The sequence below is a fragment of the Calothrix sp. CCY 0018 genome (genome assembly GCF_963920925.1).
Lineage (GTDB): Bacteria > Cyanobacteriota > Cyanobacteriia > Cyanobacteriales > Nostocaceae > Rivularia.
Window position 1 is genome coordinate 73,064 of sequence record NZ_CAWUDI010000003.1, and the last position, 23,344, is coordinate 96,407.

General features: G+C 38.0%; 23 protein-coding genes, 1 tRNA gene and 1 pseudogene. 8 read left to right on the forward strand and 17 right to left on the reverse strand.

From position 1 onward, the window contains the following. Window positions 1–192: 192 nt before the first annotated feature. The 3 genes from ACM03V_RS02935 to ACM03V_RS02945 form a co-directional block, all read right to left on the reverse strand. Window positions 193–615 (reverse strand): TerB family tellurite resistance protein, encoded by a 423-nt coding sequence (locus ACM03V_RS02935; protein WP_414619259.1) that lies wholly within the window; start codon window positions 613–615, stop codon window positions 193–195. Between the two features lie 47 nt (window positions 616–662). Further along, window positions 663–2,075, reverse strand: a complete 1,413-nt coding sequence (locus ACM03V_RS02940; RefSeq protein ID WP_414619260.1) for a 16S rRNA (cytosine(967)-C(5))-methyltransferase — start codon at window positions 2,073–2,075, stop codon at window positions 663–665. Window positions 2,076–2,282: 207 nt separating this feature from the next. After that, window positions 2,283–3,719, reverse strand: a complete 1,437-nt coding sequence (locus ACM03V_RS02945; protein WP_414619261.1) for a glycoside hydrolase 100 family protein — start codon at window positions 3,717–3,719, stop codon at window positions 2,283–2,285. 1,509 nt (window positions 3,720–5,228) lie between these two features. On the opposite strand from ACM03V_RS02945, the gene ACM03V_RS02950 reads away from it, so the two are divergent. Further along, on the forward strand, window positions 5,229–6,296 hold the full coding sequence (locus ACM03V_RS02950; RefSeq protein ID WP_414619262.1) for a hypothetical protein: 1,068 nt from the start codon (window positions 5,229–5,231) through the stop codon (window positions 6,294–6,296). A gap of 136 nt (window positions 6,297–6,432) precedes the next feature. Here the strand turns inward: ACM03V_RS02950 and ACM03V_RS02955 are convergent, their stop codons facing one another. From ACM03V_RS02955 to ACM03V_RS02965, 3 genes are all read right to left on the reverse strand, one after another. After that, the gene (locus ACM03V_RS02955) at window positions 6,433–7,314 is read right to left on the reverse strand and encodes a PspA/IM30 family protein (protein ID WP_414619263.1); all 882 of its coding nucleotides are present in this window, start codon (window positions 7,312–7,314) and stop codon (window positions 6,433–6,435) included. Between the two features lie 342 nt (window positions 7,315–7,656). Next, on the reverse strand, window positions 7,657–8,010 hold the full coding sequence (locus tag ACM03V_RS02960; RefSeq protein WP_414619264.1) for an HNH endonuclease: 354 nt from the start codon (window positions 8,008–8,010) through the stop codon (window positions 7,657–7,659). Window positions 8,011–8,016: 6 nt separating this feature from the next. Then, complete coding sequence (locus ACM03V_RS02965) at window positions 8,017–8,220, reverse strand: hypothetical protein (RefSeq protein ID WP_414619265.1); 204 nt, start codon at window positions 8,218–8,220, stop codon at window positions 8,017–8,019. Window positions 8,221–8,473: 253 nt separating this feature from the next. Here ACM03V_RS02965 and ACM03V_RS02970 point away from each other — a divergent pair, with 253 nt between their 5' ends. After that, window positions 8,474–9,667, forward strand: a complete 1,194-nt coding sequence (locus tag ACM03V_RS02970) for a Coenzyme F420 hydrogenase/dehydrogenase, beta subunit C-terminal domain (RefSeq protein WP_414619266.1) — start codon at window positions 8,474–8,476, stop codon at window positions 9,665–9,667. A gap of 86 nt (window positions 9,668–9,753) precedes the next feature. On the opposite strand, the gene ACM03V_RS02975 is transcribed toward ACM03V_RS02970, so the two are convergent. After that, a complete protein-coding gene (locus ACM03V_RS02975; protein WP_414619267.1) occupies window positions 9,754–10,986 on the reverse strand; it encodes an aminotransferase class I/II-fold pyridoxal phosphate-dependent enzyme in 1,233 nt (410 codons plus the stop codon). Between the two features lie 466 nt (window positions 10,987–11,452). Here ACM03V_RS02975 and ACM03V_RS02980 point away from each other — a divergent pair, with 466 nt between their 5' ends. Further along, window positions 11,453–12,277, forward strand: coding sequence for an acyl-CoA desaturase (locus ACM03V_RS02980; protein WP_414619268.1), 825 nt, complete (start codon window positions 11,453–11,455; stop codon window positions 12,275–12,277). Here ACM03V_RS02980 and ACM03V_RS02985 read toward each other — a convergent pair. Further along, window positions 12,249–12,467 (reverse strand): hypothetical protein, encoded by a 219-nt coding sequence (locus ACM03V_RS02985; protein WP_414619269.1) that lies wholly within the window; start codon window positions 12,465–12,467, stop codon window positions 12,249–12,251. The two genes, ACM03V_RS02980 and ACM03V_RS02985, sit on opposite strands and share 29 nt — an antisense overlap. Before the next feature lie 223 nt (window positions 12,468–12,690). On the opposite strand from ACM03V_RS02985, the gene ACM03V_RS02990 reads away from it, so the two are divergent. Together ACM03V_RS02990 and ACM03V_RS02995 are read left to right on the forward strand one after the other, a co-directional pair. Next, window positions 12,691–13,746 (forward strand): fatty acid desaturase, encoded by a 1,056-nt coding sequence (locus ACM03V_RS02990; protein ID WP_414619270.1) that lies wholly within the window; start codon window positions 12,691–12,693, stop codon window positions 13,744–13,746. Window positions 13,747–14,111: 365 nt separating this feature from the next. Then, a complete protein-coding gene (locus ACM03V_RS02995; protein WP_414619271.1) occupies window positions 14,112–15,182 on the forward strand; it encodes a DUF3474 domain-containing protein in 1,071 nt (356 codons plus the stop codon). A 113-nt stretch (window positions 15,183–15,295) separates the two neighbouring features. Here ACM03V_RS02995 and ACM03V_RS03000 read toward each other — a convergent pair whose 3' ends face one another. The 8 genes from ACM03V_RS03000 to ACM03V_RS03035 all read right to left on the reverse strand — a co-directional run bounded on the left by ACM03V_RS03000 (window position 15,296) and on the right by ACM03V_RS03035 (window position 21,701). Continuing rightward, window positions 15,296–16,414 (reverse strand): fatty acid desaturase family protein, encoded by a 1,119-nt coding sequence (locus tag ACM03V_RS03000; RefSeq protein ID WP_414619272.1) that lies wholly within the window; start codon window positions 16,412–16,414, stop codon window positions 15,296–15,298. A 331-nt stretch (window positions 16,415–16,745) separates the two neighbouring features. Further along, window positions 16,746–18,029, reverse strand: coding sequence for a glutamate-5-semialdehyde dehydrogenase (locus ACM03V_RS03005; protein ID WP_414619273.1), 1,284 nt, complete (start codon window positions 18,027–18,029; stop codon window positions 16,746–16,748). A gap of 16 nt (window positions 18,030–18,045) precedes the next feature. After that, on the reverse strand, window positions 18,046–18,453 hold the full coding sequence (locus ACM03V_RS03010; RefSeq protein ID WP_414619274.1) for a hypothetical protein: 408 nt from the start codon (window positions 18,451–18,453) through the stop codon (window positions 18,046–18,048). 451 nt (window positions 18,454–18,904) lie between these two features. Next, window positions 18,905–18,976 (reverse strand) — tRNA-Gly (locus ACM03V_RS03015). Between the two features lie 146 nt (window positions 18,977–19,122). After that, the gene (ribH, locus tag ACM03V_RS03020) at window positions 19,123–19,701 is read right to left on the reverse strand and encodes a 6,7-dimethyl-8-ribityllumazine synthase (RefSeq protein WP_414619275.1); all 579 of its coding nucleotides are present in this window, start codon (window positions 19,699–19,701) and stop codon (window positions 19,123–19,125) included. 319 nt (window positions 19,702–20,020) lie between these two features. After that, the gene (gene psbZ, locus ACM03V_RS03025; RefSeq protein ID WP_414619276.1) at window positions 20,021–20,209 is read right to left on the reverse strand and encodes a photosystem II reaction center protein PsbZ; all 189 of its coding nucleotides are present in this window, start codon (window positions 20,207–20,209) and stop codon (window positions 20,021–20,023) included. 243 nt (window positions 20,210–20,452) lie between these two features. After that, window positions 20,453–21,109, reverse strand: coding sequence for a Uma2 family endonuclease (locus ACM03V_RS03030; protein ID WP_414619277.1), 657 nt, complete (start codon window positions 21,107–21,109; stop codon window positions 20,453–20,455). 28 nt (window positions 21,110–21,137) lie between these two features. Further along, window positions 21,138–21,701 (reverse strand): Uma2 family endonuclease, encoded by a 564-nt coding sequence (locus ACM03V_RS03035; protein ID WP_414619278.1) that lies wholly within the window; start codon window positions 21,699–21,701, stop codon window positions 21,138–21,140. 464 nt (window positions 21,702–22,165) lie between these two features. Between ACM03V_RS03035 and ACM03V_RS03040 the strand changes: the two genes are divergently transcribed. From ACM03V_RS03040 to ACM03V_RS03050, 3 genes and pseudogenes are all read left to right on the forward strand, one after another. Next, entirely contained in the window at window positions 22,166–22,387 is a 222-nt protein-coding gene (locus ACM03V_RS03040; RefSeq protein WP_414619279.1) for a hypothetical protein, read from the forward strand. After that, window positions 22,380–22,793, forward strand: a pseudogene (locus ACM03V_RS03045) (hypothetical protein). The gene ACM03V_RS03040 and the pseudogene ACM03V_RS03045 overlap by 8 nt, the downstream one beginning before the upstream one ends. A 6-nt stretch (window positions 22,794–22,799) precedes the next feature. Then, window positions 22,800–22,961 (forward strand): type II toxin-antitoxin system HicB family antitoxin, encoded by a 162-nt coding sequence (locus ACM03V_RS03050; RefSeq protein ID WP_414619280.1) that lies wholly within the window; start codon window positions 22,800–22,802, stop codon window positions 22,959–22,961. A gap of 21 nt (window positions 22,962–22,982) precedes the next feature. Here ACM03V_RS03050 and ACM03V_RS03055 read toward each other — a convergent pair whose 3' ends face one another. Further along, window positions 22,983–23,195, reverse strand: a complete 213-nt coding sequence (locus ACM03V_RS03055; protein WP_414619281.1) for a type II toxin-antitoxin system HicB family antitoxin — start codon at window positions 23,193–23,195, stop codon at window positions 22,983–22,985. Between the last annotated feature and the right edge of the window lie 149 nt (window positions 23,196–23,344).

The following is a 23,344-nucleotide window of genomic DNA, read 5'->3' on the forward strand; positions in this document are numbered from 1 at the left end:
GCAGTGCGATCGCATCTTTAATTAAGCTATAAATTTGTATTTATAACTAGTGTTTTTACTTAGACGAAGGGGTAGGAATTAGGGAGCAGTAAACAGGTAACAGTAAATGTGTTTATTCTATTTTCAAGTAAAGGATTTTAACCTTTAACCTTCATAACTCCTAACTCCTAACTCCTAATTCCTAACTCTTTCTCAATTCTGCACTTCAACCCAACGACGGTACATTTTTTGCACCTGTTTGAGGATGAGATTTGAACGTTTGTGGTTTGATTCGCTTTTATTAGACAAGTCTTGTATTTTAGCTAGTAACTTAGCTTCTTCAGTGGCTACCTCACCATCGCTATAAATTAAACCACCAATCTCTTGAATTAAATTTTGACAATCTTCGGCGCTGGGAGAATTGCCTAAATATTCTTTAACCCATTGGTAACATTCATCTGGTTTGACGGGAACTAATCCGTACAGCCAAGGTTTAATTTCTGGGTCGGTTGCAATATCTTGTTCTTGAGCTATTTGCTGAAGATACTGCCTTTCTTCCGGCTGAATCTTACCATCAAGCCAAGCTGCTGCAATTAAAATTTTTAACAACTGTTTGATATCAGGCTTACGTACCATCGTTTCCACCTCCTTTCATAAATTTACCTTAACAAAATCTTACAATTTTAATTATGCTTTTTTCTGTTCTTTTTTCTTAAACGCACCATAAAAAAACCATCCATATTGTGTTTATGGGGTAATACTTTAATCCAACCTTCAGAAGTTGAATATTTATGAATGGGTGAATTAATATCGGGAGGTTCGATTTCCCAATTAGGATGCGATTCTAAAAAAGCCTTGATAACACCTTCGTTTTCCGCTGGATGCAGCGTACAAGTAGAATAAACTAACGAGCCACTATCCTTGACGAAACTTGAAGTATGTAATAGAAGTTCTCCTTGTAGTATAGAAAGTTCCTTTATATTTTGTGGAGTTTGTCTAAAACGTGCATCAGCATGACGGTGGAGAGTTCCCAAACCGGAGCAAGGAACATCAAGCAATACTTTATCGGCTGAATCCTTAAATTGATTTATCTCGCGACTATCACCCACGCAAATTTCGATTGATTTTAAATTGAGTCGTTGAGTATTTTGTTGCAGCTTACGCAGACGCGATTCAGTGCGATCGCAAGCCCAAATTTTCCCTGTATCTCCCATCATTTCTGCAATGTGGGTTGTTTTGCCTCCAGGAGCAGCGCAAGCATCAATTACTACTTCATTCGCTTGAGGATCGAGTAAATAACTCACTAATTGAGCGCTGCTATCTTGTACAGTCCACCATCCTTGATTAAAACCAGGTAAATTTTTAATTGCACCACTAGAGCTTAATAAACGTAAAGCCTGCGGTAAATTAGCAACCCGTTGAGATAAAACACCTCGATTTTGTAACGCTGCTTCAACTTTCTCTACAGAAGAACAAAGTTGGTTAACTCGCAAATCAATACTTGGAGTTCGATTCATCCATTCACATAATTTCTCCGTTTCCGAAAAACCGAACTGTTCTATCCATACATTTACAATCCAGTCGGGAAAACTATATAAAATACCCAATCTTTCTACAGCGTTTTCAGGTAATGCGATCGGAATTATTTTATTTTTTTTACTCTCTTCTCCTTCTACCCCCTCTTCTCCCTCTCCCCCCTCTCTCTCCCCTTCCCCAAGCCGAATATACTTTCGCAACAAACCATTAACAAAACCAGAAAGACCAGAAAAACCGTTATCTTTAGCTAATTGAACCGTAGTATTAACCGCAGCGCTGGGAGGAATTCGCTCTTGAAATTGCAGTTGATATAAACCTAAATGTAAAATGCTGCGGAGTAATAAAGGTTGCTGATGGGATTTCTTTTTGGCTAAGGAGTCAATAATGAAGTCAAGAGTTCGCTGTCTTCTAACGCTACCGTAAAGTAATTCCGTCACCAAACGGCGCTCGTTATCGGGTAAATCAACTTTTCTTATAGCTCTATCTAATGCTACGTCGGCATAAGCCCCCTTATGAACATCTCGCAGGGCTATTAAAGCTTGTTGACGGGAAGAAGTCATAGGGAGATGGGGGGACAAGGGGCAAGTTAGGAGTTAGGAGTTAGGAGTTATAGATTTAACTATTAATGAATTACATTGATTAGTGTTTAGCAATCACCAATCACCAATTACCAATTACCAAAAAAATAATCCTCCTCACTTTATCTTACATCTGTGAGAAGGATTACAAAAAATGATTTATTACTATTTCCTGTTAACTGTTAACTGTTAAGCATCAAAGCTATCAATTTCAAATTCGCAAGCTCTTGAAGCCTCTTCCAGAGTAAATGGCTCGAAATTAAGTAATGATAAATGAGATGGTTCTTTAATCATTTCTTTTGCTAGTAGCAATCCGGCAACTGTCCAAGTTTGATATTTTCTGGATTGCTTACCAATCAATCTTCCTCGCTTACCATCATAATATTCTGGCCATTCATCTTCTTGAAGACGTGACTGAGCAATATGAATCGCTCTTTCAGCAATACATATTCTATTTGTTTTGATTGCCGCAGCCGCTAACATCCACATCAAAACTGGCCAGTTTCCACCATTATGATAAGACCAAGGAATATTCTTAGGGTCGCATCCAGTGATGATTTTATATTCATTATTTTCTAATGCAGGAAATGTAATCTTCATGGGCATATCTCCCACTAAATCTTCCCATCTTTTTTCAATGAGATTCATAATGGCTTCAGACTGTTCTTCACTTGCTAAATCGCAAATAATCGCCATTAAGTTTCCTAAAGAAAAGAAACGAGTATCCATTTGTGAAGGGCCAATATTACCTGCTAAATAACCACCTTTTTTGGGCAACCATTTAGCTAAATCATTGTAAGGTAGCGAATCTACATATACGTTAAATTCGTTGACAGCTTCTTTACCGTATTCTTCACCTTTGTAACGATAAATAGCGTTCAAACGTTTAATATCTATCCAATAATGTTTGCGAATATGAGCGCGTAAAATAGGTAAACGATTATCAATTGCAATCACCCAATCTTGATTGCCATGACAAATCAACATTTCTCGTGCCGCACGCAATGCTGCATAAAATAAAGATTGAATTTCTAAAGGATGCCCGTAAATACCCAAACGTCTATCAATCATGCAGGCTCCATCGGGAACCAACAGCGTTGGATACATATCAAAGCGAGTTGCCAAACAGAGTTCCAAAATTAGCCCAATACCTGTTTGGAATTCGGGTTGATATACCAGCGAATAATCTTTGGTTGCAACTACATAAGCACGTAATATAATCAGCCACCACAAGCAAGAATCAATTGGTGTTACTCTTGCGATCGCGTGTTCGCCAAAATCCGCTTCTAAATATTCTTCTCCATTCTTAGACACTACTTTGAAACTAGCTGGCATTAAGCCTTGCCCTGGTTTATAAGCATCCAACTGATTATCTTTTGGCTGCAATTTCAAAGTTTCTTCTAGAAAGTTACGGACTATATCCGTTTCTCCTTTAATTAGAAAAAAGAGAGCAGATGAAACAAAATCTCGGACAAAACACTGATCGTAGTTTAATGAGTCAATACTTCCATCTAAAGCCGCTACCGTACCAATAGGACGACCTTTAAAGTAAATAATTGTCTTCTGGAGTTGCTCTAGTCCTTCTTTTTCTATTTTGTCAATTGCTGCCAAATCTTCTAATTGCATATCTAGTAAAACTCCTTTGTACGGTTAATATAATTAGTACGAGATATTTATAGATTCCCCTACCCTTTTTTTGATCGGGTAATTTATGAAAAAATCTTATAGCGCATGATATTTATCAAAAAATAAAATACTCATAATAAATCAGTTGATTACTGATTCTTTCACACTATTTAGCTCACCAAGTAAACACCTTTTAATTACCACTTATTTACTTGAAAATAATCTAAATATCTTTGAATACTAATACTTAAAGCTGATATTTTTTGAGATTTATCTCTGCACCTGCATTATTCATAATTATAACAAGTTTTTATTTTGTTCAACAATATTTTCAGCTTTTTATGTAGGTGTCTTATGGTCGATAAATATTAGTAAGCTCTTATTCAAATAATTCCTTTGCTAATAATCACCAAAATAAATTTACTCATAAAATAAAGCAAATAACTATCATTTATATGATATTAAGTTTTAATCAAATATTTAAGTATTTTTAGTTAAAATACAATAAAGGCTCAATTAAGTAAGCTGAATATGTTTATAGTAACAATATTTACTATAGGCTAAAATATAACTAAGTTTGTTACTGCTATTTCGACTTGATAATATTTAATATAATCGCTAATTAACTTAATTCGCTAATAATTGCAACTATAAAAAAAACTATAATATTTAACTGTATATAAAACTACAAAACTAGTTACCAGCCTCATAACCTAGATCAACAGTTGTAGATACATATATTCTTTTGATTGTCTAATTTTTCAGATATAGACTGTTGATTTGAGTAAAAGATTAAATAAATTTCTTGCAATAAAGTTCGACCTCGATAATAAGAACAAGTGTATTAATGCTCTGGTCTGTTTACTCAATATAAAGCAACCGGCTAGCAATCGAGCTTCCCATCTAACGCGCTCACGGTAGCAACAAACGATAAAACAACGGCATTCTGTAACCGTTGCTACAGAAATTATATCAAATCTTAAAGACTCTTCAAGTTTTTGTTCTCTCAAATATACAAAGAATTGGTAAAGTAAGATAAAAATCTGATAAAGTTTTGATAAAGCTTCCATCGTAAAAAAATGTTTGGAATAATACATTTACTCTTGTTGCTGTATAAGTATACAATTCATTCTTTAAAAGATTTTTGTTGACAAAACTACGGTTTGACAAGCACAGTTTATACTGAGATATATCCACAGGCTCCAGTATTTATACAGGATATAATATTCGCCAGTCACAGCTATTCAGTAAAACTACTATTTATATTCGATTGTAGGAGCAAATATTGATTACGATAAAAATACTTACATAAAAAGTTTTGAAGCATTCTAAAAATATTAAGACAAGATATTTTCATCAAACTTAGCTAACAATTACTAATAATTTAATTCTTTTTACTTGTATTATATTTACACTATATTTAAGATACATTTTATACGACATATAAAAATCTAAGTATTTTAGTCCAGCCATTATTATCCATCACATAAAAATACAAAGGAAAAATAAATGTTAAAAACCTCTAAAATTGTGAAAACGCCTTCAGCCGAACGCTTGCTTAATCTTTGGGCGCGACGTTATACACCTGAAATATCGCCTCTGTTAGTAAATAGTTCATCATGCGATGAATTATTGAAAGCATCAACACCAAAAGGTAGAGCTTTAACTGCTGATAAGTTAAAAGAAAAAATGCTAGATGTAAATTGTCAGATGGGGTGGATACAAACCAAAAATCTCTACAGCTATATTCCTAACGTTTTAGATTTAAGCGAAGCAAGACGAATTACGAAATTCGCTTTCCGTGTTTATAAAAAATTAATAGAAATTTATCAGCAGCAATCGCCAAAAATAGAAGTAGAAAATAACACTCTTTCTCAATGGGTGATACCGGCAGTTGAAGAACTTGCATATGCTTTAGAACCCATATTAATTGTATTTCAGGAGCAGCACGTAGCATCCAAAGATTGGCGAAGCCTTGGTTTTATGACTTCGCAATTGAATTTTTCTAATAAATTAATGATGAAAAGGTTGACAACAGCCGAAAAAGTATTGCTATCTCCTTATTTGAAATTTGTCGAGGAACAAGTAGCAATGCCTTGGCAAAGAGTTTGTGCTAATGCTGCTAATTATCAATTAGATTCGCCGGAATTGAAGCTTGTAGAACAAATGATGCCAGCTTCATCAGAAATAGCCCAGTCAGTTTATTGCAAACTAATTGAATTGTTACCTAACAATCGTAGTAGAAGAGGAAAATTAGCAGATAGCAATATATCTCATTCTTGTTTGCGTGACTTGAATATGTTCCAGGCTTATATGCTATTATGCTTTTTAGAAAAAAATATGGCACCAATCGAACAAGAATTAATTCCTTTATGCGCGATGGTTGTAGAAGGAGTGGAAATTAAATGGGAATTAACTCAAAAGTGGTGTGAAGTATTAGCCTCCGAAATGGAGAGCCGTTTAGATTCCGAACAAAAGGATTTATTGCTGCCTTATACCCAAGCAATGAAACAGATGTTTTTTAAAGAGCGTAAAAGTTTAGGTTGTAAAGAAGAAATGGCAGCAGAGATTGTTTGATTTTCAAAGTATTTTTAAACATCAAAATATTTAAGTTCGTCTGGGACTGCAAGTCCCAGCCTAATAGCAAAAGTCATCTAAAAGATGACTAAAAAAGTCTACTTTTAGCTATATTAAAACCAGTGAATTTCATTTTCTAGTATAGACCGTTTAAAAGTTGTTTTTTAAGCGTTTGTAATTCGTCTTCAATTTCAAGCGTTGCAAATTGTGGATTCAAATCTTTGCCAGATAGAAATTCTTGTAATTCCTGTTTCGCAGCAGTATAAAAATCCATCTCCAATATTTTTTCTTCCATCCGCTCGAAAGCCTGGATTGGAGTTTCGCCTATTGCTGGAGCCTTACTTGTTGATGTTTTGCTCAACATTTTCGCAACACCATAAGCAGCAAGCCCAACAACTCCACCGACAGCTGCCATCGGTATCGTACCAATCCCAACAGCCAATCCTATTTTTGGCGCAACTAATCCCATAGTTCCGATTAAACTAGAAACACCTGCTCCACCTACACTACCGATGGCGATCGCACTTATTGCAACCCTATCTCCTTCAATTGCACTCATTGCACCATAAGCTGCTGCACCAGTAATAGCTCCAGCACAAACTACATGGGCTGCCCCGATTCCGATGCCTCCGAAACTTCCAACTAAACCCATTCCGCCAATTGTCGGGGAAAGATTAGCACCTGCAATAGTTCCAGCAGCAATAAAAGCGGCTCCCGTAGTAATATTCTTTCGTGTTTCAGAAATTTGATTCTGGTAATAGCTAAAATTTGTCTTGACTTGATCTAATTGTGATGCTTGCTCGTTAATAATATTTTTTAATCTACTGGCAATTTCTTCACAGCGTTGTTTTTTATATGCAGCGCGAGAAATTAAGTCATCTCGATTTGATTTAAGAGCAAGTTGATGTACCTTAGCCCATTCTTTTGCTTTAGCTTGAGCTTTTTCAAAATCTTTTTGAGTAGCGCGTAGTTTTTCCAATTTATCCTGCTGTACGTTCATTTGATTGTAGTGTTTCATGATTTCCCCATCTTTATACTGGTTAAACCAAGCTTAAGCGGATAAAACTTGCTGTAACCTCAGAATAATTTAGGAAATATTACAATTTATTCGTAAAGTTTGTTTGAAGTGTTGTATTAGGCTACTTTGACTTTTTACTTCCTTGCCGATCTTACGATTGCTGGTAAAAAAAACCGCAGAGGCGAGGCAGCTTGTAGGTTGGGTTAGACACGAAAAAGAAATTATATTAATAAAAACAATATTTGTTCATCGTGTCGTAACCCAACATCAGTTTTTAAGGACTAGAAAACAGTAAAAATCCTTCAGCTAATTTAGCGAAGGATTTTAAGTAGTATTAAAGTTTTATTTTAAATTCCGCGCTCCTTTACCCCGATTACAGTTTATACATAATGTTTGCAAATTGCTAAGGTCGTTACTACCACCTTTGGAAAAAGGAATAATATGGTCAACTTCTAGCTGAACTTGCTTTGCACTTCTACCGCAGAAAACACATTTATTATTGTCTCTGTGTAAAACTGAAACGCGAACAGAAGCCGGAATATAGCGCGAACGTTTATTTTGAGGCTTGGTTATAGCTAGTTTTTTAGTCGCTGACTTTTCTGATTTATCAGGCTTTTGATTGTTAGCTTGGTTTATCAAGTCCCTAATTACACCACGTACAAGTTTTTGTAATGGGTTGTGAGACTTCTTTGCCATTTATATTTAACCAAAAACTTTTTTCAAACCATAAGCAGCAAGTCCTACAACTGTACCTGCTGCTACAACTGGAGCCGCACCAATAGCAACAGCAGTTCCACCAACAGCTAAACCCATTCCTCCAACTGTTGCAGCAACTCCAGCACCTGCTGCTGCTCCACCTGCTGCGAAGCCCGCAGCTTCCATAAAATCATCATCTTTTTTAGACATTGTTTTTTAATCCCGATTTATTAACTTCTATAAAAAAAGTAACAGAAGCTTTTCTAAAACTCTATTTGTGGTATTACTGAACTTGTATTTTAAGTTGCCGTGAAGTTTACGAATTACTAAGAGACGATATAAATAATTTCCGAAGCATTCTATAAAGAATTAATATTATGTATTAATTTGAAGAAATAATTAAGTACTGATTTCTGGCATATTAAGAAATAAGTAATTAGAGTTTTATATTGATTTATTTTTAATGACTTCTACCCTCCCTCACAAAAAAGCCAAAGCCCTCAAACCCGGAAGCCCTCGCCCTGCAAAGGAATTATGCAGCGAATGCGGGCTGTGCGATACATATTACGTCCACTACGTCAAAGAAGCTTGTGCTTTTCTTAATCAACAAATAAAGGAACTTGAAGAACAAAGTCATTCGCGATCGCGCAATCTTGAAAACTCCGATGAACTTTATTTCGGGGTACAGCAAGAGATGATGGCGGCGCGGAAAAAAGAACCAATTCCCGGTGCCCAATGGACGGGAATTGTTAGTTCTATTGCTATTAAAATGCTCGAAAGTGGCATTGTCGAAGGCGTTGTTTGCGTGCAAAATACCAAGGAAGACAGGTTTCAACCAATGCCGGTTATTGCTCGCACGGCAGAGGAAATACTGGCAGCTAAAGTAAATAAACCAACATTATCTCCAAATCTTTCTGTATTAGAACAAATTGAAAAATCGGGAATGAAGCGCTTATTGGTAATTGGTGTTGGCTGTCAAATCCAAGCATTACGCGCTGTCGAAAAACAGCTTGGTTTGGAAAAGCTTTATGTGTTGGGTACCCCTTGCGTTGATAACGTTACTCGCGCTGGATTGCAAAAGTTTCTCGAAACTACCAGTAAATCGCCGGATACAGTAGTGCATTACGAATTTATGCAAGATTTTCGAGTACATTTCAAGCATGAGGATGGCTCTGTTGAAACCGTACCTTTCTTTGGTTTGAAGACAAATAAACTCAAAGACGTATTTGCTCCTTCCTGCATGAGTTGCTTTGACTACGTAAATTCACTAGCAGATATCGTAGTTGGGTATATGGGCGCACCCTTAGGCTGGCAGTGGATTGTAGTTAGAAACGAGCGCGGTAAAGAAATGCTGGATTTAGTCAAAGACCAAATTGATACTCAACCAGTCATGTCTCAAGGAAATCGTCAAGCCGCCGTACAGCAAAGCATTCCTGCTTATGATAAAGGCGTGACTTTACCCATGTGGGCAGCGAAATTGATGGGCGTAGTAATTGAAAAAATTGGGCCAAAGGGTTTGGAATATGCAAGATTTTCCATAGATTCTCACTTTACACGCAATTATTTATATACAAAGCGCAACCACCCAGAGAAATTAGAAGAACACGTTCCCGAATTTGCCAAGCGGATTGTTGAGCAGTATGAATTGCCGGAATAGGAGATGGGGAGATGGGGGGACAAGGAGAACTTTAACCTTTAACCTGAATTACTCCTAACTATCCCCAATGCCCCATGCCCTATGCCCTATGCCCCATTCCCAATTGCTTCAATCGCTGCTTCTAGGGCGATCGCCACATGAGTCCAGTGAGTTCCCCCCTGACAGTAAGCTATGTAAGGTTCTCGTAATGGCCCGTCGGCGGAGAATTCTGAGGTGCTGCCTTCGATAAATGTACCTCCAGCCATGACTACTTTGCTTTCGTATCCCGGCATTTCGTCGGGTATGGGATCGAGATAGGAACCGATGGGTGAATTTTGCTGTATGGCTTTGCAAAATGCCAGCAGTTTTTCTGGAGAACCTAGTTTAATTGCTTGAATTACATCGCCGCGAGGTGCAAAAGGTGCGGGTTTTACTTCATAGCCTAGCTTGTCAAAAACATAGCCAGTTAGATGGGTTCCTTTCATTGCTTCTCCTACCATTTGCGGGGCTAAGAATAATCCCTGATATAGCAGGCGAAGCTGGTCAAATGTGGCACCTCCTTCTCGACCGATTCCCGGAGCCGTTAAGCGACAAGCTGCTGCTTCTACTAAGTCCTCGCGTCCGGCAATGTAGCCTCCAGCAGTAACAATAGTTCCTCCTGGGTTTTTGATTAAGGAACCGGCGATTAAATCCGCACCCACATGGGTGGGTTCTTGGGTTTCGATAAATTCGCCGTAGCAGTTATCTACAAAACATACCGTGTTGGGATTTTGCTGCTTAACCGAATGAACTATTTTTTCTATTTCGGCAATTGAGAGGCTAGAGCGCCAGGAATAGCCGCAGGAGCGCTGAATTAATACTAAACGAGTCTTATCCTCTATCGCATGGCTCAAGGCTTGCCAATCCACGGTTCCTTCTGGAGTAAGATTCAATTGACGGTAGCTTATGCCAAACTCGATTAGCGAACCTTGATTTTTACCTCTTAAACCAATGACTTCCTCAAGAGTATCGTAGGGTGCGCCTGCCACTGCCAACATTTCATCGCCGGGACGAAGAACGCCGAATAAAGCACAGGCTATTGCATGGGTTCCAGAAACAAACTGTACCCTTACAGCCGCGCTTTCTGCCCCCATTATTTGGGCAAAAACTCGATCTAAAGTGTCCCTGCCTAAATCATCATGACCGTATCCCGATACACCTGCGAAATGGTGTGCCCCTACTCTATGATGGCGAAAGGCAGTAAGTACTCGTTGAAGATTTTGCTTGACCTTATGGTCAATTCCAGAAAAAATCGTTAACAGTGCTTGTTCTGCTTCTTGCATCTGTTGCAAGCTGTTCATAATTCGTGAAAGTAGCTTGGAAACTCAGATTTTTTTAATCTGAGATGAAAAGCACACAGGTACTTTTAAGTACCGTGTTTAAATTGCAAGTTTTTTAAATGGATATAATCCCAGGAAACTTGCCTAAAACCCGTAAAATGTCTCCTCGCCCACTACTGTTAAGATGTCCACCTTTTAGATGAGCTTTGCAACTAAAGCTTGTAGATAATCCAAACTGGAGAAGTATTTGGAAGTACTTACCGAACAGTAGCTAAAAAGGGCTAGTCAAGGTTTAAGCTTTGGATAGTTGCCCGAAGCCCCTTCCCTTTAAGGGAGGGGTGCTGACTAGTAAAACCGTTCTTAAAATAATTATACGGATTGTGGCGCTATGGGCGCTACCAAAAGCGTGAGAACCACGCAAAAAGCCCTGAAACGGGCATAAAGGACGCGCAGATAATCGCAAATCAATTCTCAAACAGGTTACCGCATGACAATTGCTTCATCAACAACTAAAGGACCATTAAATTGGCTGCACATTACATTTTTCGTCGGTTTACATTTTGGAATTTTACTTGCCCTATTCCCCGCTTTTTTTAGCTGGAAAGCTATTGGTGTCGCTTTACTGCTTTACTGGGTGACTGGAGGCTTGGGTATTACTCTAGGATTTCACCGTCTGATCACTCATCGCAGTTTTGAAACTCCTAAGTGGCTGGAGTATTTCTTAGCATTTTGCGGGACACTTGCTTGTCAAGGAGGCCCAATTGCATGGGTTGGAATGCATCGCATACACCATTTACATTCCGATCAAGAGTTAGATCCACATGATTCCAATAAAGGTTTTTTTTGGAGTCATTTACGTTGGATGTTTTACCATTCCCCAGCTTTTGCTGATGTTCCCCGCTTTACTAAAGACATCAAAGATGACCCATTTTATCAATTTTTAGAAAAGTATATGCTACCAATCCAGTTTGCTCTGGGTGGATTACTTTTACTTTGGGGTGGATGGTCTTTTGTGGTTTGGGGTGTTTTCGTTCGTCTTATTTTTGTATGGCACTGTACTTGGTTTGTCAATAGTGCAACTCATAAGTTTGGTTATCAGACATACGATGCGAAAGACCATTCCACAAACTGCTGGTGGGTAGCTTTACTAACCTATGGTGAAGGCTGGCACAACAATCACCACGCTTTCCAATATTCTGCTCGTCACGGGTTGAAATGGTGGGAAATTGACCTTACCTGGATGACTATCCAAGTACTGCAATTCTTAGGGCTGGCTACGAATGTCAAACTCGCACCTGTTGAGCAGCGGTAATCTCTGCTGGGATTTTGGGATGTAGGGATTTTAGGTTCAGATGGCGAATCACCTGTCCCATTAGTTGTAGAGACGTGTTAACGTTCACCGATAGGTGCCGCTCAGTGTGCCCTTCGGGGGCATTATATCGCGTCTCTACATTGTTTTGAGCAAACCAACCAATCGGAATTTGCACAATCTGAAATCCCATTTAATGCGTGGATTAAATTAACATTTATTTACCTCTCCTAATAAATTCTTATTTAAGGAATAAGCGGGGGCATCGCTTCTTTTGAGAACAAAATCGAGCTTTTTCTTGCGGAAGTGGTGTTAATAAATTGATATAATCCGAGACGCGAACGTTACGAAACTTCGCAAAAAGCGACTATGCTAGTTGCTTGTATGCGGAATTTTTCTATTTATAAAATTCATTCATGACAACATCAGCAGTAAACACATACAATTCACAGCCTTCTTCACCCACTGACTCCCAACTAAAGCTGACAGACATTATCAAAACTCTCCCTGATGAGTGTTTTGTACAAGATGCTCGCAAAGCTTGGTTTAGTGTCATCAGCAATGTTTTAGCCGTTATTTTAGGCTACTTTTTTTTGGCGATCGCACCTTGGTATCTTTTACCGTTAGCGTGGATATATACAGGTACTGCTGCTACGGGATTTTTTGTCATCGGACATGATTGTGCCCATCGTTCATTTGCCAAGCGTCGTTGGGTGAATGATGTAGTAGGGCATTTATTTATGATGCCGTTGATTTACCCCTTCCACGGTTGGCGGATTATGCATAATTATCACCATACTCACACCAATAAGCGGCTGGTAGATAATGCTTGGCAGCCAGTAGGTAAGGATGTTTATGACAATAGTGGAATAGTCCTAAAGTGGCTTTTTAAAAGATTTTTGTACAACCGTTTGTGGTGGATAGGCTCAATTGTACATTGGGCGATGCATCATTTTAATTGGAATGAATTCCGCAAGCAAGATCGAGCTGATGTCAAGCTTTCCGTGGCTGTAGTGACTGTGTTTGCAGTTGTATGCTTTCCTACTTTAATTGCAACAACTGGTATTTGGGGATTGATTAAATTCTGGTTTATCCCTTGGATGGTGTACCATTTCTGGATGAGTACTTTTACTTATATTCACCATACCGCTCCAGATATCGCTTTTGTACCCGCAGATAAATGGGATGCAGTAACAGCACAGCTATCCGGTACGGTTCACTGTAATTACCCTAAATGGGTAGAATTCTTGTGTCACGACATCAACGTACACGTGCCCCATCATATTTCCACAGCAATTCCTTCTTATAACCTGCGTCTGGCTTATAAAAGTTTGCAAGAGAATTGGGGAAATCACTTGTATCCCGAATGTACGTTCTCTGTATCTTTGCTGAAGTACATAACTGACAGATGTCACTTATATACTCCAGAGAATGAATATATATCCTTCAAGGATTATTACGCACAGCAATAATACAGCACTTTGCAGGTAAACAAGGTACCTCTTGCCCTCACCCTGTCCTATTCGGACATCCCTCTCCCAAGCTTGGGAGAGGGAAAGAGGGAGAGGGATTAGCATTCTGTACCTCACTAACTTGAAATCTACTGTAAGTTCTGACTTTTTGAAAGACTTACATATTTAACCCCCAAAAATGTATATTAATTGGGGGTTAAGAATAAACAACAATATAGTCGTGAAATTGAAAGTAAGAGATTATTTTTTTAGGGCATTACTATTTTTTTATAATGCCTAATTTTAAAAATTTAGTCTTTTATACAAATAGATTTTACTGATTTTGGTTTGCTCAAAGTTCACTTTATATCCGGTAACGTAGCTCAGTGACATCTTCTACAATTAATACAGGCAATATTCCTCAAGATGTATCATCATCTGAGGAAATAACCAAACTTCCCTTTACTCTTGGGGATGTAAAAGCAGCAATTCCAGCAGAATGCTTTCAGCCTCAAGTGTGGAAATCTCTGTTTTACTTCTTCCAAGACATATTAATTATTGCCGGACTTTATGCTTTAGCTCATTATCTAGATTCGTGGTTATTCTTTCCCATTTTCTGGGTAATGCAGGGAACAATGTTCTGGGCTTTATTTGTAGTTGGACATGATTGCGGACATCAATCATTTTCTCGTCACAAATGGTTGAACGATTTGATCGGACATTTATCTCATACACCAATACTTGTTCCCTATCATGGATGGCGGATTAGTCACCGAACTCATCATAAGAATACTGGTAGTTTGGAAAATGATGAAAGCTGGTATCCAATATCGGAAAAGGCTTACAACGAGATGGATATAGTTGAAAAAGTCGGCAGACACTACCTGTTTTTACTGGCTTATCCGGTATATTTATTTAAACGCTCCCCAGGAAAAACAGGTTCTCACTTTTCACCTAGCAGCCCCTTATTTAAACCCTCGGAAAAATGGGATGTAATTACCAGTACCGTACTTTGGAGTGCAATGGTTGGTTTACTGGCATTCCTTACTTATCAATGGGGTTTCATATGGTTTCTTAAGTACTACGCTGCCCCATACATAGTTTTTGTAATTTGGCTGGATTTAGTAACATTTTTACATCACACCGAGCCAGATATTCCTTGGTATCGCGATGGAGAATGGACTTTTCTAAAAGGCGCTCTTTCCAGCGTCGATCGCGATTATGGTTTTATCAATCATATCCACCACGATATCGGTACTCATGTTGCTCACCACATTTTCTTGAATATTCCTCATTACAATTTGAAGAAAGCAACTGAAGCAATTAAGCCGGTTATAGGGGAGTACTATCATAAAACTGACGAACCGATTTTAACTTCTCTTTGGAATTCCTTTAGAAAATGCCACTTTGTTCCAAATGAAGGGAAAAAGGTTTATTACACTTATCGCATGAAATAGGTGTAATTAACTTTTTTTGTAGCATTAATTGATTCGTGAACCTCAAACCCGGTTTTTTGGAAAAACCGGGTTTTTGAATATATTAATTCTTAGTCAAATATTACAGTTGAAGTTTATAAAACTTGAGGTGTAACTGTATTTATTTCCGGAGGATTGCCCATTATTTTTAACCAACGATAGTTAGCGGCAATTGCTTTTGTGAAAGTTGGATATACATTGTACTGCACGTTGTATTCTTTACAGACTTGCGCTAATATCGGAGCAATTTTTGGATAATGTATGTGACAAATTTGGGGAAATAAATGGTGAACCGTTTGATAATTAAGTCCGCCAAGATACCAGTTTAAAAACTTGTTTTCTGGAGCAAAGTCAACTGTTGTTTTAACTTGAGCAATTGCCCATTCATCATCAACTGTATTATCTGCTAAATTAGGTTCAATAAACTCTGCTGGTTCTAACACGTGAGCAAGCATAAACACATTGCAAATAAGCACGCCGTAGACCATATTTACAATGCACAATCCGATAATTATTTCAATAGGACTGTATCCCAAAGCAAATGGTATACCTGCATAAAGCCCCAACCAAACAAATTTTGCACCGATTAAAGTTAATAATTCCAAGGTATTAGGTTTGGGAATATTATGTTCGTGATATTTACGTTTGAATAAAATCAAATTTACATCAGCAAAAGACCAATAAAATGGAATTATTGCATATATAAAGTTAATCAACAAATGCTGAAATCGATGGTACGATTTATGCTCTCTGCCCGGAGACATTCTTACTAAACCATCACCATCAATTTCTACATCATGACCTAATATATTTGTATAGGTATGATGCAAATAATTATGACGAAATTTCCATAGATAGCTCGAAAGTCCTATAACAAAATCATAAGTCAAACCAATTGTATTATTAACCCATTTCTTCTTAGAATAACCGCCGTGGTTGGCATCGTGCCCTACACTAAAACCAACACCAGCGAAACCCATTCCCAACATGATGCAGCCAAGTATTTTCATCCACATTACTGGGGGAGAAAAAAGAATTAATATCCACGAAAAAAATACCCACCCTAAAATAATTGCACTTTTGAAGTACATCGCCGCATTATCTCTGGGAGTAAGATTCTCAGATTTAAAATAAGCATCGACTCGTTTATTTAGTTCTTTTCTAAAGCCAATATTTTTGGCAAAAGTTACTCTAGCAGCTTGAGTTTGGATCATGAAGAATATTTTTTCGCTTGAATTGGAGATTGTACATTTTGACGCTCAAGAATGTTCAAACTAGAAGATTTACAAAATATCGTCTTATAGTTCGTTTACTTGAAAATTGCACTAAGGACATCTTACACTCTCAATTCAAAAAGTCCCAAAAATCACCTTTTTTAATCAATCATTAAACTAAAAACTAATTTGATTGCCAATTTTTGAAAACCTTTTTTTGATTTTTCCCTTCTGATATGACATAAAAAAATACACCTTACTTGCAATCGAAATTCTAAGGTGCAATATTAAATAATTACATTTGTCAAGAGCGCTTAAACGTTCCTCAATTTCAAAACCTTCCATTTCCTTGAACAATATGTTTAAGCGTAGTCAAACTTTCCAAACCAATCAATCCCCTACGATGCCCTTTTTGATTCGACATTCCTAAAAACACCGCATCTCCCCATAATGGATTTCGGCTAAAACGCGGGGAAGCATTTATGTATGTAGAAGCGCTATTTACGCCAAGAGCAAATTGCCTGCTTTCTTGATAAGATTCAGTCACAATACAGTCGGCGTGTCCACTACTATATCGATTAATCCAATTAATTGCTGAATCTAAACTTTCTACAAGTTTGAATGCAACCGTCTTGGTGAAATAAGCACTTCCCCATTCACTATCTTTGACTGGTTGTAATTGAGGAAATGATTCTCTTAACTCGTCATCTCCCCTTAATAAAAAACCTTTTTCCTGCAAACTTTTTAATAAAGTACCGAATGAAGACGATAAAGTTTGCCGGTTAATTAATACCTTTTCAATCGCATTTACCGGATCTGGAGAACTTGCATGACTTTCAATAATCATCCAGCGCACCATATCCACCAAGTTACCATTTGGCGACCAGTATAGATAGCAATTACCCATAGCCGATTTTAAAACTGGTACTGTAGATTGACGCACTACCCGCTGAATTAAACTATTACGTCCGTAAGGAATCACTAAATTCAAATAATGTTCTTGACTAACTAATTCCTGGATTAAAGTACCATGTTCTGCCGTTACCAATTCGATTGAGCCAACAGGTAATCCTGCTTCGGCAACAGCCATTTGTAGTACTTCAGCAATGGCTGCATTAGAATGACTTGCTTCTGTGCTTCCCTTGAGAATAATACTATTGCCAGTTTTGATACACAAACCTGCGGCAATGGCTCCTAACTCTGGGAATGCTTCATAAATAAATGCTATTACCCCCAGAGGTGTTGATTGAGAATAACTTTGTTCTTCACCAAGCTGGTAATCAGCAGTTCTCATTCGCCGCAGTGGATCTGATAACCCCTCCAAGCGTTGCAAAATTTTTACCGTCGAATCCAAACGTTCGGGAGTTAACTTCAACCAATCCAAGATTAAATCTGGTACCGCCATTTCCCGGCAAGCTTCCAAGTCCAGAGTATTAGCTTCTAAAATATCGTCAAACGAGCGCTCTAACGCCTCAGCCATCGCCATTAAAGCGCGACTGCGCTGCGCTCCTTTAGTGATGCCCAATTTTAAAGCAGCACCATGCGCCCGTTTGGCGATACGCAAAGCGTCGCCTTCTATCGCAATCGGTTGGAAATTTTCAGCAAAAGCATCCACAGTAATAATTAGCGCCTTAACGTCTGTAAGTCAGCCAAACCATAAGTGCTGGCAAAATAGCCAATAACACCGCTACCAGTGCCCAAGTAATAATGCCAGGCCCACTGGCTAAACGCAATGCTAACGGTAGCCATATAATCACTAGCACGAAAATAATACCTAGCGCTACTGGTAAATAACTTTCTCCCAGACGTGGATGAACAACTTTCCATCCAGAACCCGTCCAGCGCCAAGCTCGTTTATAAGGATAAGTAGTAGAAAGCTGCTCTAAAACGCGAGCATTCTCCTCCACCACGAATATCTGCTGACAGCGATCGCAACCGAAGGCTTCTGTCAGGGTAATCGGAATTAACTGTCCCCGACGGCGACAGGGACAGGGGTATTCATTGTTGAAATCGATTTTTTCGGGCTTTTGTGGTTGCACTATACGGCTCTTTTTTCGTTGAGCTAGTTTACGGGGGAGGAATATTTTTAATACTCCCTATAATTTACTATGAGCGAGAAAACTGTTTGATACCGCAATTCTCTCTTCATAAATAATTTTAAATAAGCGAGCAGTTTACCCACTAAAATTTCTTTATATCATCAACTGCTGAAAGGATTACTCTTTCTATATACAGATTTTTCATAACACAAAAATAATTGTTTAACTTTTGCTCGTACAAACCATATTCAAACCCGATTGCGCCCTATGCTTTTACCATCATCCAGTGTAATCCATCCCACTAAAAACAGAACGTTTATTTTTAATAAATATAAATTTGTTTAATTTTCAATTTCCAAAAATTAAACAATATTTACAAAATATTTACAAACAAACTAAAAGATGCAGAAAAATTTTGTTTTCCTGCATCTTTTTAATGATTATTTTTTTAAGCGGGTGACGCGATTCGAACGCGCGACATTCACCTTGGCAAGGTGACGCTCTACCACTGAGCTACACCCGCATTTCATTGCTAAATATCAATATCTCATATGTAATTACATTTGTCAATACATTTTTTAGAGAGGGGGATGGGGAGATGGGGAGATGGGGGGATGGGGGGAAATCCAATTACCAATTACCAATTACCAATGCCCCATGCCCCACGCCCTATGCCTTCTCTTCAGACTGAGCGGGTAAATTGTTTAAGGTTGCGCTTTTGAGAGAACCATGCAAGGCTCCAGAGTTGGATGAATATTGCTGTTGCATACTGGGACGTAATTGACGCATTAAGCTAGCCATTTCTAAGGCATTCATTGCGTAATCCCAGCCATGATTGCTTTTGATTCCCGCTCTTTCTAAGGCTTGCTGCATGGTGTCGGCTGTTAAAACACCGAAGATTACTGGTACCCCCGTCTGAAAAGCTGCGGCGGCAATTCCTTTGGCAACTTCTGCCGATACGTAGTCAAAATGTGGCGTTTGTCCTTTAATCACCGCACCCAAGCAAATTATCGCGTCGTAACTACCCGAAAGTGCTAACTGGCGAGCTACCAACGGTACTTCAAAGCTTCCAGGCACCCAAACGTAATCCACTTGAGAGCCGTGGGGGTTAGTATCAATACCGTGACGCTTCAAACAATCTTGACATCCTTCCACCAGCTTCGTGGTGACTAAATCGTTAAATCTACCAATTACTAATGCAAAACGTAGGGGTTCTGTTTGAGCAAAAGTTCCCTCGAATACTGCCATAATTACCTCTTTATATATAATCAGTTATCAGTTAGTAGTGACCAGTATTTACCTAAAAATAGGGTTTGTCAGTCAACAGTAAACAGTAGTTTAGAGTTTTCGTTCCTGGCGCAGAATTTTCAATGTAGAATAAAACCCTCTTGTTGGTTCGCATTACTAATAAACTTTATTAATATAAATGAAGAAGGTAAAAGTTAATACACTATTTTGGGAATTTTTGGTCACTGATTACTGGTAACTGAAAAAGAGCAGAAGATTACCTACTCTGCAAGCGGTATTCCTCTGCTCCTATAGAATTGTTTAGAGAGATGATTGTTGCTTAAACTACGAAAAAGTTTAAAATTCCAACTACGACTACCAAACCAAACCAAGCCGCAGAGCCAATCCAGAGGAATCTCTTGGATTCAACCCAGGTTTGAGGAGTAGCATAAGCAACGGGAACACCAACTACCATGACGAAAGATAAAGCAACTAGAGCTATTAAAGCAATTTGGAATAAAATGGTCATTTTTCTTTTCTCTTAGACGGAAAGTTCTAAAATTCTATATTCACTACAACCAATGTACATTATTGGTGTTAGATTCCAGACACTCTACTAGTTTAGATTTTTTGCGCTACTTGCTGCAAGGGGATGAGGAAGGATTTGGATTTTTATTATCTGGCGGTTGAAACCGCACGCCATTTGCTACAACGCGCTTGTTCCCGCGCAACGCAATGGCTTATCTACACAGCCAAAACCCACCTGCGTGGGTTACGGATAACTGTTACCTACACTTTGCACCCATTTCCTAAATTCTCTAATCCTGGCGTTTTCTCCTTTTTGCGAATCTAACTGCATAAATCTTGCTAACTCTTTTACCGGAAACGAACCAAAAGCCAAACTCGTTTCTGACTCTACATAACCCGTGTCTGTAAGAATATTGATTGTTAACTTACCTTCTGAGTATCGCCAAATTTCCGGGACTTTTAATTTAAAATAAACCGCCATTTTATCAATTGATGAACTAGTTAAATCAATTTCAATTGCTAAATCGGGTGGAGGATCGATTTTTAAGTCAATATTTAATTTATCGCGTACTGCGGCTTCATTTTGTATATAAAAACATTCATCAGCCTCTTTACCAACAGCTTTCGGTTTTGAACGCCAAGTTGATGATTTTAAACCTCTAATTTCTAAGCCGAATTCTTCAGTCATTACCGCTATTAATCTACCAAGAGTCCAGCTATAAGTTTCATGTTCTGGTAGCGGTGTCATTAGTTCTAAAGTACCTTGATAATAAGTGATGCGAAGCTTGGGATGCTCTGCAAAAACTGATAAAAGTATTTCGTAAGTTTCCCAACTGACACCATAAAGAACAAGATGAGAACCTTCAACTGGTGGTGTGGGTGCAGCTAAAATTTGAGTCATGATGCTAGAAGTTAAATTACCAAATCATCTATAAATCCAACACGAAACCGGGTAGAACATCCTCACCTGACAAACTATCGGGATTCTCTAAAACTTCTACTTCCTTACCAATGCGATAAATCTCAACTTGCCTATTTTTACGATTAATTAACCAACCCAAACGCACGCCATTACTTTTATATTCTGACATCTTGTTCTGAGTCGTTTTCAAACTATCGCTCTTGTAAAGCAACTCAATGACAAAATCGGGAGAAAGTGGTAAAAATTTAGTTTTCTGTTCTGGTGTTAATTCATTCCACCGTGATAATTTTACCCATGAAGCATCGGGAGAGCGATCGGCACTATTGGGAAGTTTGAAACCACCAGAAGAATCAAAGACAATTCCCAGGTTGTTTTGTTGATTCCATATCCATAATTGAGCAGTTAATCCTGCATTACGATTGCTGCTTTCCCCTCCAACTGGTGGCATAATTACGATTTCCCCGGTAGCATTGCGTTCAAATCTTAAGTTTTGATTTGTTTGACATAGCAAGAAAAATTGCTCGTCTGTTAAATCAAGAATGGAATTGAAATCTACTGTTAAAGCTTGCATGATATTAAATAAATAGATTATATGTATATTTTCATTGTAGGTTGGGTTCGATTTCCCCTGATTGCATATCTCGTAATTAACGAAAACGCCCGCAGATTGGAAACCTGGGGCTACAGCAACAAAGCCCGTCTGAGCAGCAGCTTCGCTGAACACGGGCTAAGATTATTTTAGTGCAGGGTGCGTTATGGATTTAGCAATTACGCGCCGTTAATGATAAATATTTAAAAATTACAATCTTCATGACAATTAATAAGTCATCGGTAAAAAATAATAACAACACTCAAATTGCCGGACATCCTCTAGCAAAACTTACGCGTAAGTTTAAAGGAGAATTTTGGGAGAAAACTGTATTGGAATATTCAAGAATTTAGAAAGAGAGAAAAACAAGAAACGAACGAAGCGTTAGAAAATGAATGATTATATTATATAATCAAATTAAGTAACCATTTATTTATAATAATTTAATGCCTCTCACCGAACTTTTACCTCATTTAAAAGATTTATCCCAAGCCGATAAACTCTTGCTATTGCATTTCTTAGTTAGCGAAATGTTGAATGAATCAGGTTTGGTTCCATTAGATACTCAAAATAAAACAGCAAACTCTGGTTTACATGATTCTTTTGAAGCTGCTGCTGTTTTAGCACAAGCTTTAGCAGAAGCGAAAAAAGCACCAACAAATGGTTGATAAAGTTAGATTTCCGTTCATTCAAGCAAATCCGGAATTGGGAGAATTAAGCACATTTCCTTATCTTCCTTTGACTTTAAGCTATCAAAATCAATCTTTTAATGTATTGGGTTTATTAGATACAGGTTCGAGCGTTAATGTCTTACCCTATGAAATCTGATTGAGATTGGGAGCTATTTGGGAACGTCAAACAATGTCCGTTCCTTTAGGAGGTAATTTATCTCGATTTGAAGCAAGAGCCTTGGTTGTAATCGCAACAGTAGAATCATTCTCTCCTGTAGAATTAGCTTTTGCTTGGACAAAAGACAGAAATGCTCCTTTGATTTTAGGACAGATGAATTTTTTCTTAGAATTTGATGTGTGTTTTTATCGTGCTGATTTAACGTTTGAGATTAGTAAAAAATAAATAGCAATGAAGATTAAAGCGGTAATCTGGCAAGAAGATGATGTATGGTGCGCTTCTGTAACATCTTTACCTGGGTGTCACACTTGGGGCAATAGTTACGAACATTTATTAGAAATGCTAGAAGATGCTATCCAAGGTTGGTTGGAAGTTGCAAGTTTAGCTGAATAAATTAAGTAATTAAAAATCGCATCAAGCTGACATGAAACCTCGTTTCGGTTGAGGAATATTACGTCCCAATTCTTGAGCAGTTTCAATCCACTCTTGCATAACAATTTCTACATTTTGCAATGCTTCTTGATAACTTTCACCATCAGCAGCGCAACCGGGTAATTCTGGTACTTCTGCGATAAATGCTTGGTCTTCTTGACTCCAATAAAGGATGATTTTGTAGCGGAGTTTCATATATATTGTAGGTTGGGTTAGGTGCAGGAAGAAAATAATTTTTAACTCAGAATTGATATTGCGCCGTAACCCAACATCTTCATTATCGGTGTTATACAATATTTTTTATTTTAAGAAGAATAATATTGTTTATTTAAAAATAGTGATGT

Bases quoted from the DNA above. Each gene is read 5' to 3' on its own strand.
- ACM03V_RS02935 (WP_414619259.1), bottom strand. From the start codon at position 615: ATGGTACGTAAGCCTGATATCAAACAGTTGTTAAAAATTTTAATTGCA.
- ACM03V_RS02940 (WP_414619260.1), bottom strand. From the start codon at position 2,075: ATGACTTCTTCCCGTCAACAAGCTTTAATAGCCCTGCGAGATGTTCAT.
- ACM03V_RS02945 (WP_414619261.1), bottom strand. From the start codon at position 3,719: ATGCAATTAGAAGATTTGGCAGCAATTGACAAAATAGAAAAAGAAGGA.
- ACM03V_RS02950 (WP_414619262.1), top strand. From the start codon at position 5,229: ATGTTAAAAACCTCTAAAATTGTGAAAACGCCTTCAGCCGAACGCTTG.
- ACM03V_RS02955 (WP_414619263.1), bottom strand. From the start codon at position 7,314: ATGAAACACTACAATCAAATGAACGTACAGCAGGATAAATTGGAAAAA.
- ACM03V_RS02960 (WP_414619264.1), bottom strand. From the start codon at position 8,010: ATGGCAAAGAAGTCTCACAACCCATTACAAAAACTTGTACGTGGTGTA.
- ACM03V_RS02965 (WP_414619265.1), bottom strand. From the start codon at position 8,220: ATGTCTAAAAAAGATGATGATTTTATGGAAGCTGCGGGCTTCGCAGCA.
- ACM03V_RS02970 (WP_414619266.1), top strand. From the start codon at position 8,474: ATGACTTCTACCCTCCCTCACAAAAAAGCCAAAGCCCTCAAACCCGGA.
- ACM03V_RS02975 (WP_414619267.1), bottom strand. From the start codon at position 10,986: ATGAACAGCTTGCAACAGATGCAAGAAGCAGAACAAGCACTGTTAACG.
- ACM03V_RS02980 (WP_414619268.1), top strand. From the start codon at position 11,453: ATGACAATTGCTTCATCAACAACTAAAGGACCATTAAATTGGCTGCAC.
- ACM03V_RS02985 (WP_414619269.1), bottom strand. From the start codon at position 12,467: ATGGGATTTCAGATTGTGCAAATTCCGATTGGTTGGTTTGCTCAAAAC.
- ACM03V_RS02990 (WP_414619270.1), top strand. From the start codon at position 12,691: ATGACAACATCAGCAGTAAACACATACAATTCACAGCCTTCTTCACCC.
- ACM03V_RS03000 (WP_414619272.1), bottom strand. From the start codon at position 16,414: ATGATCCAAACTCAAGCTGCTAGAGTAACTTTTGCCAAAAATATTGGC.
- ribH (WP_414619275.1), bottom strand. From the start codon at position 19,701: ATGGCAGTATTCGAGGGAACTTTTGCTCAAACAGAACCCCTACGTTTT.
- psbZ (WP_414619276.1), bottom strand. From the start codon at position 20,209: ATGACCATTTTATTCCAAATTGCTTTAATAGCTCTAGTTGCTTTATCT.
- ACM03V_RS03030 (WP_414619277.1), bottom strand. From the start codon at position 21,109: ATGACTCAAATTTTAGCTGCACCCACACCACCAGTTGAAGGTTCTCAT.
- ACM03V_RS03035 (WP_414619278.1), bottom strand. From the start codon at position 21,701: ATGCAAGCTTTAACAGTAGATTTCAATTCCATTCTTGATTTAACAGAC.
- ACM03V_RS03040 (WP_414619279.1), top strand. From the start codon at position 22,166: ATGCCTCTCACCGAACTTTTACCTCATTTAAAAGATTTATCCCAAGCC.
- ACM03V_RS03050 (WP_414619280.1), top strand. From the start codon at position 22,800: ATGAAGATTAAAGCGGTAATCTGGCAAGAAGATGATGTATGGTGCGCT.
- ACM03V_RS03055 (WP_414619281.1), bottom strand. From the start codon at position 23,195: ATGAAACTCCGCTACAAAATCATCCTTTATTGGAGTCAAGAAGACCAA.